Source organism: Clavibacter sp. MX14-G9D, from assembly GCF_032917815.1.
In the GTDB taxonomy this organism is placed as follows: Bacteria; Actinomycetota; Actinomycetes; order Actinomycetales; family Microbacteriaceae; genus Clavibacter; species Clavibacter michiganensis_K.
Map to the genome: position 1 here is coordinate 1 of NZ_JAVCVL010000004.1, position 12,819 is coordinate 12,819.

11 protein-coding genes, 1 tRNA gene and 1 pseudogene are annotated in these 12,819 nt (G+C 74.0%); 9 read left to right on the forward strand and 4 right to left on the reverse strand.

What is annotated here, in order from left to right; all coding sequences use genetic code 11:
- Positions 1–887: pseudogene (locus tag Q6969_RS00885) on the forward strand (DNA-binding protein); the annotation flags it as partial.
- A 42-nt stretch (positions 888–929) separates the two neighbouring features.
- On the opposite strand, the gene Q6969_RS00890 reads toward Q6969_RS00885, so the two are convergent.
- The 3 genes from Q6969_RS00890 to Q6969_RS00900 all read right to left on the reverse strand — a co-directional run bounded on the left by Q6969_RS00890 (position 930) and on the right by Q6969_RS00900 (position 3,202).
- A complete protein-coding gene (locus Q6969_RS00890; RefSeq protein WP_317228758.1) occupies positions 930–1,895 on the reverse strand; it encodes an NAD-dependent epimerase/dehydratase family protein in 966 nt (321 codons plus the stop codon).
- A 42-nt stretch (positions 1,896–1,937) separates the two neighbouring features.
- Complete coding sequence (locus Q6969_RS00895) at positions 1,938–2,954, reverse strand: magnesium and cobalt transport protein CorA (protein ID WP_317228759.1); 1,017 nt, start codon at positions 2,952–2,954, stop codon at positions 1,938–1,940.
- Between the two features lie 162 nt (positions 2,955–3,116).
- Positions 3,117–3,202 (reverse strand) — tRNA-Leu (locus tag Q6969_RS00900).
- A 115-nt stretch (positions 3,203–3,317) separates the two neighbouring features.
- Here Q6969_RS00900 and Q6969_RS00905 point away from each other — a divergent pair.
- The 3 genes from Q6969_RS00905 to mshC are packed head-to-tail and all read left to right on the forward strand — an operon-like array spanning position 3,318 to position 6,783.
- Complete coding sequence (locus Q6969_RS00905) at positions 3,318–4,628, forward strand: M20/M25/M40 family metallo-hydrolase (RefSeq protein WP_317228760.1); 1,311 nt, start codon at positions 3,318–3,320, stop codon at positions 4,626–4,628.
- A gap of 42 nt (positions 4,629–4,670) precedes the next feature.
- On the forward strand, positions 4,671–5,489 hold the full coding sequence (locus Q6969_RS00910; protein ID WP_317228761.1) for an undecaprenyl-diphosphate phosphatase: 819 nt from the start codon (positions 4,671–4,673) through the stop codon (positions 5,487–5,489).
- A 4-nt stretch (positions 5,490–5,493) separates the two neighbouring features.
- On the forward strand, positions 5,494–6,783 hold the full coding sequence (gene mshC, locus Q6969_RS00915) for a cysteine--1-D-myo-inosityl 2-amino-2-deoxy-alpha-D-glucopyranoside ligase (RefSeq protein ID WP_317228762.1): 1,290 nt from the start codon (positions 5,494–5,496) through the stop codon (positions 6,781–6,783).
- A gap of 28 nt (positions 6,784–6,811) precedes the next feature.
- Here the strand turns inward: mshC and Q6969_RS00920 are convergent, their stop codons facing one another.
- A complete protein-coding gene (locus Q6969_RS00920; RefSeq protein ID WP_317228763.1) occupies positions 6,812–7,762 on the reverse strand; it encodes a PAC2 family protein in 951 nt (316 codons plus the stop codon).
- Between the two features lie 79 nt (positions 7,763–7,841).
- Between Q6969_RS00920 and Q6969_RS00925 the strand changes: the two genes are divergently transcribed.
- The 5 genes from Q6969_RS00925 to Q6969_RS00945 all read left to right on the forward strand — a co-directional run bounded on the left by Q6969_RS00925 (position 7,842) and on the right by Q6969_RS00945 (position 12,740).
- Positions 7,842–8,534 carry an HAD family phosphatase gene (locus tag Q6969_RS00925; protein WP_317228764.1) on the forward strand — a complete coding sequence of 231 codons (693 nt, stop codon included), beginning with the start codon at positions 7,842–7,844 and terminating at the stop codon, positions 8,532–8,534.
- Positions 8,531–9,592, forward strand: coding sequence for a tRNA (adenine-N1)-methyltransferase (locus tag Q6969_RS00930; RefSeq protein ID WP_317228765.1), 1,062 nt, complete (start codon positions 8,531–8,533; stop codon positions 9,590–9,592). The genes Q6969_RS00925 and Q6969_RS00930 overlap by 4 nt, the downstream gene beginning before the upstream one ends.
- A 61-nt stretch (positions 9,593–9,653) precedes the next feature.
- Positions 9,654–10,697 carry an FKBP-type peptidyl-prolyl cis-trans isomerase gene (locus Q6969_RS00935; protein WP_317228766.1) on the forward strand — a complete coding sequence of 348 codons (1,044 nt, stop codon included), beginning with the start codon at positions 9,654–9,656 and terminating at the stop codon, positions 10,695–10,697.
- Between the two features lie 49 nt (positions 10,698–10,746).
- Positions 10,747–11,754, forward strand: coding sequence for a WYL domain-containing protein (locus Q6969_RS00940; RefSeq protein ID WP_317228767.1), 1,008 nt, complete (start codon positions 10,747–10,749; stop codon positions 11,752–11,754).
- Positions 11,751–12,740, forward strand: coding sequence for a WYL domain-containing protein (locus Q6969_RS00945; protein WP_317228768.1), 990 nt, complete (start codon positions 11,751–11,753; stop codon positions 12,738–12,740). Before Q6969_RS00940 ends, Q6969_RS00945 begins: the two co-directional genes overlap by 4 nt.
- Positions 12,741–12,819 lie beyond the last annotated feature (79 nt).

Sequence of the window (12,819 nt, forward strand, 5' to 3'; positions counted from 1 at the left end):
TCGGCGCATCCGCGGCACGGGCCCTCGCGGACCGCCCCGAGCCCTACGTCCGCCGTGCCCGTGCCGTCGCGCCGCCCGTCCTGGCCGCGCTGGTCGCCCTCGTCGTCCTGGTGTCCGGCGCCGGCGTCGTCCCGGCCCTCGTGGGACTGGTCGTCGGCGGCGCCGTGGGGCTCGCGTCCGCCGGCGTGCTCGGCCGCGCCTGGTACCGGGCGGAGGAGCCCCGGCGGGAGGCCGCGGAGCGCCTCCAGGAGCAGGTCCTCGCGCACGAGCGCGCCCTCCGCGCCTACCCCGACCTCATGGCCGCCTACAGCGCACGGCTCGCGCGCCTCGAGGGCCTCCGTCGCCGGTTCGAGGCCGACGCCTACGCGCCGGGCCTGGTCGCGGAGGTGCCCGCCGCCGCGTCCGCGGCCCTGCGGGCTGCGGTCGCCCAGGAGGAGACCGCCCGCGAGCTGATGGAGCTCGGCCCCTCGTACGCGTTCTGGAACGGCGTGTCCGTGCCGCGCTCGGGCGACGCCGTCGACCACCTGGTGCTCGGCCCGCAGGGGCTCGTGGCGGTGGAGTCGGTGCCGCAGGGCGCGGACGCCGCGACCGATCCGGCGGCGCGCGACGCGGCGCTCCGCGGCCTCGACGCCCGGGCCCGGGCCCTCGCGCGCGAGATGGAGGTGCCGGTCGTCGGACTCGTGCTGTCGCTGCCGTCCGGGGTCCTGGGCGCCGCGCCCGTGGTACTCCACACGGCCGACGACCCGCACGCGATCCCCGCCTACGCCGTCGCCCGCACCCTGCTGGCCGACCACGTGGCAGCCGGGTTGCCGGGGCTCATCGCCATGGATCCCGAGCGGCTCCTCGCCGTCCGCACCCGCCTGGTGCTCGACGCGCGCTTCGTCTGACCCGGTGCGCGGTGGCGCCCGCGGGACCGCGGGACCCGGCGGTCAGCGGGGGAGCGGCACGTCCAGCTCGCCGGCGCGCACCATCCACTCGACCGCCTCGCGCGCGGCCTCCTCGCTCGTGTACCGCGGGACGTAGCCGAGGACGTCGCGCGCCTTGTCGATGCTGGCCACGTGGCTGCGGCTGAGGTGCTCCCAGCTCGCGTCGGCGTGTCCGGGGTCCGTGCGGGCGCGGAATCCGTCCCAGTCGACGTGCTCGAGCTGGGGCTCGCGTCCGAACCACGCGGCCGCGGCGCGGGCGAAGCCGCGCACGGAGAGCGCCCGGTCGGACACGGCGTGGAAGCTCTCGCCGACCGAGGTCTCGCGGTTGGCGATGGCCAGCTGCACGACCTGCGCGACGTCGTCGGCGTGCACGTGGTGCATGGTCTCGCTGCCGGAACCCGGCACGGGGAGCGGCCTGCCGGCGGCGAGGTCGGTCCACACGCGCGGGTCGAGGTTGCCGAGCGGCGTGATGACGGGCCAGCCGCCGCCGCTGATGTGGCCCGGGTGCACGACCGTCGAGGGCACCCCGCCGGAGCGGGACTCCGCGATGAGGTAGCGCTCGATCTCGGCCTTCTGCACGCCGTACTCGCCGAACGGCTCCTTGGGGTCGTCCTCCCGGAGGGGCAGCGACGTGCTGAGGCCGTGGGTCCAGATGCTGCCGATGTGCACCAGATGCCGCACGCGTCCCCGCAGCCCCTCGACGAGATGGCGGGCCGACTCGGGCGTGAAGCACACGAGGTCGACGACGACCTCGGGGGCGAGCGCCGCGATTCGGTCGGCGAACGTGCCGGCCGCGTCCTCCGCGTCGCGGTCCACCCGCACGCGCTCGACGCGGTCCCAGAGGGGCGACGACCGGTAGGGCTCGCGGGTGCCGCGGCTCACCGCGACGACGTCGTGCCCGGAGTCGACGAGACGGGGGACGAGGAAGGTCCCGATGTGGCCGGTGGCTCCGATGACGACGACGCGCATCCCGTCACCCTATCGGCGCGGCGCGGCGCCGCCGCGCCCGGATCAGATCCAGCCGCGCTTCCGGAAGGCGGCGTAGAGGATCCCGCCCATGACCACCATGAGCCCGAGCGCCAGGGGATAGCCGTAGGTCCAGCGCAGCTCCGGCATGTTCGCGAAGTTCATGCCGTAGACGGTGCCGACGAGCGTGGGCGCGAACAGGATGGCGGCCCACGACGAGATGCGCTTCACCTGGTCGTTCTGGGCGAGGCTCGTCTCGGTGAGCTTCTTCATCTCGTCGTTCTGCCGCTGCCCGACGAGCGTGGTGTGCACCGTGAGGGCGTTCTGGAGCAGCGTGCGGAAGGCGTCGGAGCGCTCGGCCACGCGGATGACGTGGTCGTGCACGTCCCGCAGGCCGCGGCGGAGCTCGAGGTCCACGTCGTGGCGCTCGGCCCGCGCGCGGAGGTCGTCGAGCATGGCGCCGAGCGGGGCGGTGGCGCGCTGGAACGCGGTGACCTCCCGCATGAGCGCGTAGATGCGGCGCGACACGTCCGGGTCGGCGCCGAAGATCTGGTCCTCGATCTCGTCGACGTCGTCCTCGAGGCCGCGGGCCACGGGTCCGTACTCGTCGGCGACCTGGTCGAGGATCGCGTAGAGGACGGCGGTCGGGCCGAGGGCGAGGAGGTCGCGGTCCTGCTCGAGCCGGTGGCGGACCGTCGCCAGGTCGGGGGACTCCGCGTGGCGGATGGTGACGACGAAGTCGGGTCCGACGAACACGTGCAGCTCGCCGAACTCCACCCGCTCCTCGGCGTCGAGGTACCGCGCGGGGCGCAGCACGACGAACCAGGTGTCCCCGTAGCGCTCCAGCTTCGACCGCTGGTGCCCGGTGAGCGCGTCCTCGACGGCGAGCGGGTGCAGGCCGAACTCGGCGGCGACGCGGTGGAGCTCGTCCGCGTCGGGCCGGTACAGCCCGATCCAGGCGAGGCCCCGACGCTCCCGCATCACCTCGAACGTCTCGTCGAGGCTCTCGGGGTCGGCCGTCCGGACCCCGTCCACGTACACGGCACTGTCGACGACGGTCATGGGTTCTCGCTCTCGGGTCGGGTGCGCCCGCGGGCGGACGCATGCGACTGTAGCCGTGCGCCGGGGGAGCGGGCCGCGACGGGGCGGACGCGCGGCGAGCGCGTGCGCCGGGGACGAAGAAGAGCCGGTCGGATCCCTGGGGATCCGACCGGCTCTCGTGTGTGTCCGAAGGGGGACTTGAACCCCCACGCCCTAATACGGGCACTAGCACCTCAAGCTAGCGCGTCTACCAATTCCGCCATCCGGACAGGATGTGCGGCCCGCCGTCTCCGGCTGCCGAGAGATGACATTAGCACGGCTTCCGGGCCCCTCTCGACCACCGCCGGGCCGGACGCGCGCGTCCGGCCTCGATAGCGTGGACCCATGACCGACACGCTCCCCGACGACCTCGACGCCACCGCGCGCATCGCCCGCGACCTCATCCGGTTCGACACCACCAACCACGGCGAGGGCCGGTCGGAGGGGGAGACCGAGGCGGCGCAGTACGTCGAGCAGTGCCTCCTGGACCTGGGGCTGCAGCCCGAGCTGATCGACGCGGCGCCCGGCCGCACGAGCGTCCTCGCGCGCATCCCGGGCCGCAACCGCGACAAGCCGGCGCTGGTCGTGCACGGCCACCTCGACGTCGTCCCCGCGGACCCCGCCAACTGGACCGTCGACCCCTTCGCCGGCGTCATCAAGGACGGCATGCTCTGGGGCCGCGGCGCCGTGGACATGAAGAACATGGACGCGATGATGATCACGGCGCTCCAGGAGATCATCACCTCCGGCCGCGCGCCCGAGCGGGACCTCATCATGGGCTTCTTCTCCGACGAGGAGGCGGGCGGCGTGCTCGGCTCCGCCTACGTCGTCGAGAACCGGCCCGACTGGTTCGAGGGCGCGACCGAGGCCATCAGCGAGGTCGGCGGCTACTCGATCGACCTCGCCGGCAAGCGCGCCTACCTGCTGCAGACCGGCGAGAAGGCCCTCGTGTGGGTGCGGCTCGTCGCGACCGGCACGGCGGGCCACGGCTCGCAGGTCAACCGCGACAACGCCGTGACGCGGCTCGCGGGAGCGGTCGCGCGGATCGGCATGGAGGAGTGGCCCGTCCACCTCACCGACACGACCCGCCAGCTGCTGGACGAGATCGCCCGCATCGTCGGCGCCGACCCGAAGCGGGTCACCCCGGACGACCTCGCCATCGCGACCGGCACGGCGTCGAAGTTCATCGCGGCGACGCTCCGCACCACCACGAACCCGACGCTCCTGCACGCCGGCTACAAGCACAACGTCATCCCGGACACCGCCCAGGCGCTCGTCGACATCCGCGTGCTGCCGGGCGAGGAGGACGCCGTGCTGGAGCGCGTCCGCGAGCTCGCCGGGGAGGGCGTGGAGGTGCGCATCGTGCACCAGGACGTGGGCCTCGAGAACCCCTTCCAGGGACCCCTCGTGGACGCCATGGTCGCGACGCTCGGCACGCACGACCCGGAGGCCGAGGTGCTGCCCTACATGCTCTCCGGGGGCACCGACAACAAGGCGCTCAGCCTGCTCGGGATCACCGGCTACGGCTTCGCCCCGCTGCGGCTGCCGGCCTCCATGGACTTCCCGGCGATGTTCCACGGCGTCGACGAGAGGGTCCCGCTCGACGCACTAGTCTTCGGGAGGCAGGTCCTGCGCGACCTGCTCCTCGACTACTAGACCCGAGCCCCTGGCGGGCGAGACATCAGCTGGAGCACCCGTTTGAGTTATCTCGAGGCGATCATCCTGGGCCTCGTCCAGGGCCTGACCGAGTTCCTGCCCATCTCCTCGAGCGCGCACCTCCGCATCGCCGGCCTGTTCATGGGCGGCGACCCGGGGGCGACGTTCACCGCGATCACGCAGCTCGGCACCGAGCTCGCGGTCGTCGTGTTCTTCCGCCGGCGCATCGGCAAGGTCCTCTCGGCGTGGTTCCGCTCGCTCCGCGGCGGCATGCCGAAGGGCGACCCGGACGTCCGCATGGGCTGGCTCGTCATCATCGGCACGATCCCCATCGGCATCGCCGGGTACCTGTTCCAGGACACGATCCGCAGCACCTTCCGGTCGCTCTGGATCGTCGCGATCGTCCTCATCGTGTTCGGCATCCTGCTCGGCCTCGCCGACCGCTACAGCCGCAGCGACCGCCTCGAGAAGGACATGACCTACGGGCACGGCGTCAGCATCGGCATCGCCCAGGCGCTCGCCCTCGTGCCGGGCGTGTCCCGCTCCGGCGCCACCACCACCGCGGCGCGCGCGTTCGGCTACTCGCGGCCGGTCGCCGCCGAGTACTCCTTCCTGCTCGCCGTCCCCGCCGTGTTCGGCAGCGGCCTGTACGAGCTCGTGAAGAGCTTCGACGAGACCGGGCAGGCCGGCGCCGGTCAGACCGCGGTGGCGACCCTCATCGCGTTCATCGTGGGCCTCGCCGTCATCGCCGGCCTCATGCGCTACATCTCCACCCGCACGTTCATGCCGTTCGTCGTCTACCGCGTCGCCCTCGGCGTCGTCCTCCTGGTGCTGCTCGGCACCGGCGCGATCGCGGCCTGATCCCGTGCGCGCCTGGTCACGTCCCGAGGTCCCCGTCGTCGCGGGGGAGCCGCCCGTCCCGTCCCTGCACGACACCAGCACCGGCGCGGTCCGTCCCGCCGAGTGCGTCGGCGACGGCCGCGTGGGCCTGTACGTCTGCGGCATCACGCCCTACGACGCCACGCACCTCGGCCACGCCTCCACGTACCTCGCCTTCGACACGCTCCAGCGCATCTGGCTCGACCGCGGGTACGACGTCGCCTACGTGCAGAACGTCACCGACGTCGACGACCCGCTGCTCGAGCGCGCGACAGCCACGGGCGTCGACTGGCGCGACCTCGCCGCCGAGCAGGTCGAGCTGTTCCGGACCGACATGGAGGCGCTGCGGATCCTGCCGCCCGACTCCTACGTCGGGGTCACCGAGGTCGTCGACGAGGTCGCGGCCGCGGTCGCGGAGCTCGTGCGCCGCGGCACCGCCTACCCGGTCCCCACCCCGGACGCGGCCGAGGCCGGCGCCTCGGACCTCTACTTCGACATCGCCCGCGCCGGTGACACCGGCCCGTGGGCGCTCGGCGACGAGAGCGGCTACGACCGCGACACCATGGCGGTCCTCTCCGCGGAGCGCGGCGGCGACCCCGAGCGCCCCGGCAAGCGCGACCCGCTCGACCCACTGCTGTGGCGGGTGGAGCGCGCGGGGGAGCCCGCGTGGGACAGCGTCGTCGGCCGCGGCCGACCCGGCTGGCACATCGAGTGCGCCGTGATCGCGCTGCGGAAGCTCGACCGCCCGGTCACGGTCCAGGGCGGCGGAAGCGACCTCATCTTCCCGCACCACGAGATGTCCGCCGGGCACGCGTCGGCGCTCACGGGCGAGGACTTCGCGTGCCTCTACGCGCACAGCGGCATGGTCGCGTACCAGGGCGAGAAGATGAGCAAGTCGCTCGGCAACCTCGTGCTCGTTTCGCGCCTGCGCGCGGCGGGCGTCGACCCCCGCGCCATCCGCCTCGCGCTCCTCGCGCAGCACTACCGGGCCGACTGGGAGTGGACGGACGCGCTCCTGGAGGAGTCCGTCGCGCGGCTCGCCGCGTGGGACGCCTGGGCCGCGGATGCCGTGCCCGTGCCCGTGCCCGGGGCCGACGCGTCGGAGCACGGCGAGCTCGTGCATCTCGTCCGCGAGCGCCTGGCCGACGACCTGGACACCCCGGGCGCCATCCTGCTCCTCGACCTCCGCGTCGCCACCGGCGTCCCGGCCACCCCCGTCGAGGTGGCCGCGGTCGACGCGCTCCTCGGCGTGGCGCTCGGAGCTCCCGCCGCCTGACCGCGTCGCGGGGCCGACGGCGGACGGCCTACTGGTCCTTCGGGTCCCTCGGCCGCCACGGCTCCTCGGGCCGGTCGTCGCCACGTCCGCGCGGCCCGTCGCCCCGGCGGAGGTACCGCTCGAACTCCTGTGCGATGGCCTCGCCGCTCGCCTCGGGGGAGTCGACCGTGTCGCGCGCCTGCTCGAGCTGCTGGATGTAGGACGCCATGTCCTCGTCCTCGCCCGCGAGCTGGTCGATGCCCGCCTCCCACGTCGCCGCCTCCTGGACGAGCTCGCCGCGCGGGATCACCACGTCGACCATCTCCTCGAGCTTGTCGATGAGGGCGAGGGTCGCCTTGGGCGACGGGGCGCTGTGCACGTAGTGCGGGACGGACGCCCACAGCGAGACGGTGGGCATGCCCATCTCCTCGGCGCGCTGGGCGATGATGCTGAGGATCCCCACGGGACCCTCGTACGTGCTCCGCTCGATCCCGAGCTCGGCCCGCACGTCCTGGTTCTCGCTCGTGGAGTAGACGGAGATGGGGCGCGTGTGCGGCACGTCGGCCAGCAGCGCGCCGAGCAGGACGACGCCCTCGACCCCGGCGGCGCGCGCCGCGTCCAGCACCTCGGCGGTGAACGCGGTCCAGTGCCGCGAGGGCTCCACGCCGAGCAGCAGGTGGATGCTGCCGCCGTTGTCGCCGCTCACGCCGAGCTGGGCGTCGGCGGCCAGGTCCTGCGTCGGTCGGCGGGGGCTGCGGGGGCCGTAGAGCGTCGCGCCCGGCCACTCGAGCTCGCGGGTGCCGTCCTCCGCGAAGCCGATGGTGGGGCGGTTGAACTGGAAGTCGAAGTAGTCCTCGGGATCGACCGACGACACCGCCTCGAGGTCGAGGAGCTCCTTCAGCGCCCGGACCGCTCCGCTGGCGGCCTCGCCCGCGTCGTTCCAGCCCTCGAAGGCGACGACCAGCAGCCGTCCGCTCACGAACCTCTCGGCATCCGCCACGTGACTCCCGTCCCCGTCCGCCCGGCGGCGGTCGTCCGACAAGCTTAGAACGCGCGGTCCACCGATAGACTCGCTCCCCGTGATCAGCAATAGACCCGCGGCCGTCCTCTGGGACATGGACGGCACGATCGTGGACACCGAGCCCTACTGGATGGTGGCGGAGCAGGCGCTGGTCGGCTCGTTCGGCGGCACGTGGACGCAGGAGGACGGACTGCGGCTCGTCGGCAACGGGCTCGACGACTCGGCGCGGATCCTCCAGGAGGCGGGCGTCGACCTGCCCGTCGCGGAGATCGTCGACAGGCTGACCGACCGCGTCATGGAGCAGATCCTCGTCGAGGTGCCCTGGCGGCCCGGGGCCCGGGAGCTCCTCCGCGAGGTGCGCGAGGCGGGCATCCCCACCGCCCTCGTGACCATGTCCCTCGGGCGCATGGCCCACCAGGTCGCCGCCGCCGTGCCGTTCGACGCGTTCGACCGGGTCGTCGCGGGCGACGACGTCGCGAACGGCAAGCCGCACCCCGAGGCGTACCTCACGGCGGCCGCGCAGCTCGGCGTCGACATCCGCGACTGCGTCGCCATCGAGGACTCGGGCCCGGGCGTCGCCTCGGCCTCCGCGTCCGGCGCGACGGCCATCGCCGTCCCGCACCACGTCCCGCTGCCCGCGGACCCCGCCTACGTCCTCTGGGACACGCTCGCCGGCCGCACCCTCGCCGACCTCGAGTCCGCCCACGCCGACCGCCGTGGCACGCCGATCCGCGACGAGGTGCGCGCATGACCGTCGACACGAGCGCCGCGCGCTTCAGCGGCCCCTTCCGCGCGGGCGACCGCGTGCAGCTGACGGGTCCCAAGGGGCGCCTCAACACGATCCTGCTCGAGCCCGGCAAGGTCTTCCACACCCACCGCGGGATGATCGACCACGACGCGCTCATCGGCCTGCCCGACGGCAGCGTCGTGACGAACAGCGCGGGCGTCGAGTGCCTCGCCCTCCGCCCGCTGCTCTCGGACGTGGTCATGTCCATGCCGCGTGGCGCCGCCATCATCTACCCGAAGGACGCCGCCCAGATCCTCGGCCTGGCCGACGTGTTCCCGGGCGCGACCGTCGTGGAGGCGGGGGTCGGATCCGGCGCCCTGTCCATGTGGCTGCTGCGCGCGCTCGGGCCCACCGGCACCCTGCTCTCCTTCGAGCGCCGCGAGGAGTTCGCGGACGTCGCCCGCGGGAACGTGTCGAGCTACTTCGGGCACAGCCCGGAGAACTGGTCCATCACGCTGGGCGACCTCGCCGAGGCGCTGCCCACCGTCGCGGAGCCGCACTCCGTCGACCGGGTGGTGCTCGACATGCTCGCCCCGTGGGAGTGCGTCGACGCGGTCGCGGAGGCCCTCACGCCCGGCGGCGTGCTGCTCTGCTACGTCGCGACGGTCACGCAGCTGTCGCGCGTCGCGGAGGCGCTGCGCGACACCGGCCTGTTCACGAACCCGGACGCGAGCGAGACGATGATCCGCGGCTGGCACGTGGAGGGCCTCGCCGTCCGCCCGGAGCACCGCATGATCGGGCACACCGGCTTCCTCATCACCGCCCGTCGCCTCGCGCCGGGCTCGGTGCTCCCGCAGCTGAAGCGCCGCGCGTCGAAGTCGGACTTCAGCGACGAGGACATGGAGGCGTGGACCCCCGGCTCGCTCGGCGAGCGCCGGGTGAGCGACAAGGTGCTGCGCAAGCGCGTCCGCGTGGCGGAGCGCGGCGCGGAGCTCGCGGGTGCGCGGGACGCCGCGGAGGCGGCCGACGCCCTGCCCGACGACGCGGCCGGTGCGCCGGAGCCCGCCGACCCCACCGCCTAGGATGACAGGGCCGATCACGCGGGTGCGTGGCGGCCGCCCCCACCACCGAAAGAGGAGTCACGTGCGCCGTTCCGCCGCGCTCACCGTCTGCGCAGGCCTCGTGCTGTCGCTCGCCGCCTGCAGCCCCTCGGGCTCCGGATCCGGCCAGGCGGCGGACTGCACGCCCCTCGCCTCGTCCGGCACGTCGTCGAGCACCGTGTCGGCCACGGGCGACGTCGGCAGCGCGCCCGCGTCGGTCGCGTTCCCGACGCCGCTGAAGCCCTCCGACGTGGAGGTCTCGACCGTCGTCGAGGGCGACGGGCCGCGCGTCCAGCCGAACCAGGGCATCACGGCCGCGGCCTCCATCGTCGACGGCTCGACCGGAGCGACCCTCGCGGAGTACGCCCGCATCGCCCCCAACGCGCGCACCACCGGCTCCCCGCTCTTCACCCCGGCGTCGCTGCACGAGAGCCTCCCGTACCTCGAGGACGCCATGACCTGCATGCCGGTCGGCTCGCGGCTCGCCGTCGCGGTGCCCGTCTCGACGGTGTTCCCCGGCCAGGACCTGTCCGCCCAGGGCCTCGCCGCGAGCGACGGGCTCGTGCTGATCGTCGACATCACGTCCTCCTACCCGGAGCGCGCCACCGGCGACCCGCAGCCCGCCCAGGCCGGCTTCCCGTCCGTCGTCACGACCGACGACGGCGTCCCGGGCATCACCATCCCGCCGAGCACCCCGCCCACCGAGTACCGGGACGCCCTGCTGCGCGCGGGCGACGGCGACGAGGTCGGCGACGGCGACACCGTCACCCTCCAGTACACGGGCGTCGTCTGGGGCACGAGCACCTCGGCCGAGCGCCAGGCCGTGTTCGGATCCAGCTGGACCGGCGGCGGGCCGCTGCAGGTCCCCGCGACGGCCACCACGTCCGCGCCCGCGACGGGAGCGGCCTCCGCGCTCGTCGTCACGCCCGGCCTCGCCCGGGCACTCGTCGGCAAGCACGTCGGCGACCAGGTCATCGCGGTCGTCCCCCCGGGTGACGGCTTCGGCGACCAGGCCACCGCCCAGGTCCCCGCCGGTTCCACCCTCGTGTATGTGGTGGATATCCTCGGGACCAGCACGACACCGTAACGACGCATCGCCACCGGCCGGGGGCTGCACCACCTGTGAGGACCACCGCGTGCCCGAAACATCCCGCCGTCCGACCGTGCCGGTCGAGGAGCGCCTCTTCAGCCTCGTGCTGGCGCTGCTCGCCACCGAGCAGGGGCTGACCAAGAACGAGGTGCTCTCGAGCGTCCAGGGCTATCGGCAGCGCTACCGGGCCGGCGGCGACAACGCCAACCTGGAGCGCCAGTTCGAGCGCGACAAGGACGACATCCGCGACCTCGGCGTGCCGCTGGAGACGGTGGACGCGCCCGGCCAGGAGGGCAACAACCAGCTCCTGCGCTACCGCATCCCGCGGGGCGCCTACGAGCTGCCGGCGGACCTGTCCTTCACGCCCGAGGAGACCACGCTGCTGAACCTCGCCGCCATGGTGTGGCGGGAGGGGTCGCTGTCGGGGGAGTCGCGGCGGGCGCTCATCAAGCTGCGCTCGCTCGGCGTCGAGTCGGACGACCCGGTCATCGGCTACGCGCCGCGCCTCCGCACGCGCGAGGCGGCGTTCGCGCCCCTCAGCGTGGCGCTCGAGCGTCACGTGCTCGTCTCCTTCGGGTACCTGAAGCCGGGCGAGCGCACGGCCCGGATCCGCACCGTGGCGCCGCTCGCGCTCGTGCAGCACCAGGGCCGCTGGCACCTGCACGGCATCGACCAGGACGCCGCCGGACCGCGCACGTTCCTCCTCTCGCGCATCGTGGACCGCGTGCGCGTGACCAGCCGCGGCTTCGAGGCCGAGGGCGACGACCACGCCGAGCGCGCCCTCGCCGACCTCGACCGGGTCTGGTCGAACGGGGTGGGGGAGGTGGCCGTCGCGCCGGGGTCCGACGCGGAGATCCGCCTGCGCCGTCGCCGCGGCACCGAGGACCTGGGCGACGGACGCCTCCGCGTGCACTACTCCGACACCAACCTGTTCGCCGACGAGGTCGCGGGTCTCGGGCCCGAGGCCCGCGTGATCGCACCGCCGAGGCTCCGGGACGCCGTGCGCGCCCGCCTCGCCGAGACCATCGCCGCCCACCGTGAGGACGCCTCGTGACCGACCGCGCCGCGCCGCTCCAGGCGCAGGACAAGCTGGCGTTCCTGCTGGCGCTCGTGCCCTACCTGACGGACCACGGGCGCGTCGGCGTCAGCCAGGCCGCCGCGCACTTCCGGGTGCCGCCGGAGCAGATCCGGCAGGCCGTCCGGCTCATCGCGGTGTCCGGCGTCCCCGGCTCGACCGCCTCGTACCAGCACGGCGACCTGTTCGACATCGCGTGGGACGACTTCGAGGACAACGACCAGATCGTCATCACGCACATGGTGGCCATCGACGACTCGCCCCGGTTCTCGGCGCGGGAGGCGGCGGCCCTCATCGCCGGGCTGCAGTACGTGTCGTCGCAGGCGGACGCCAGCGACCTCGACCTCGTCGGCCAGCTCATGGCGAAGCTCGCGCGCGGGTCCTCGGCCAGCCCCAGCCAGGTCGCCGTCGCGGCGGGCAGGGGCGACGGCACGCGCGAGGACCTCCGGCGCGCCATCGCCGACGAGCGGCGCGTCGAGTTCGACTACCGGAGCCCGCGGGGCGGCACGGAGCGCCGCGTGGTGGATCCGCTGCGCCTGGAGTCGATGGACGAGGACTGGTACCTGCGCGGGTGGGACCTGGCACGCGGCGCCGTGCGCACCTTCCGCCTGGACCGCCTGGACGCGCTCGTCGTCACCGACCTCCCGCCGGAGCACCGTCCGCAGGACGTGGTGCTGGGGGACACGCTGTTCGAGCCGAGCCCCGACGACCTCCGCGTCACCCTCGAGGTCGCGGAGGGCGCCGTGCCGCTCCTCGGCGACTTCGTGGGCGACGAGCGCCCGGTGCCGGTCCCCGGCCGGCCCGGTCGCGTGTCCGTCACCGTGCGGGTCGCCCACTACCAGGGGCTCGTGCGGCTGGTCGCCGGCATGGCGGGCGTCGTGGTGGTCACCTCGCCGTCGGAGGCCCGCGCGGCGGTGGCCGAGTGGGCCGAGCGGGCCGCTGCCGCCTACGACGAGGCGGACTGACGCACCGGACCGAGCGCTGCGGCGGTCCGCTCCGAATGCATGACACCAGGGAGGGATCCGTGCGGACCGGTGGTCCGCT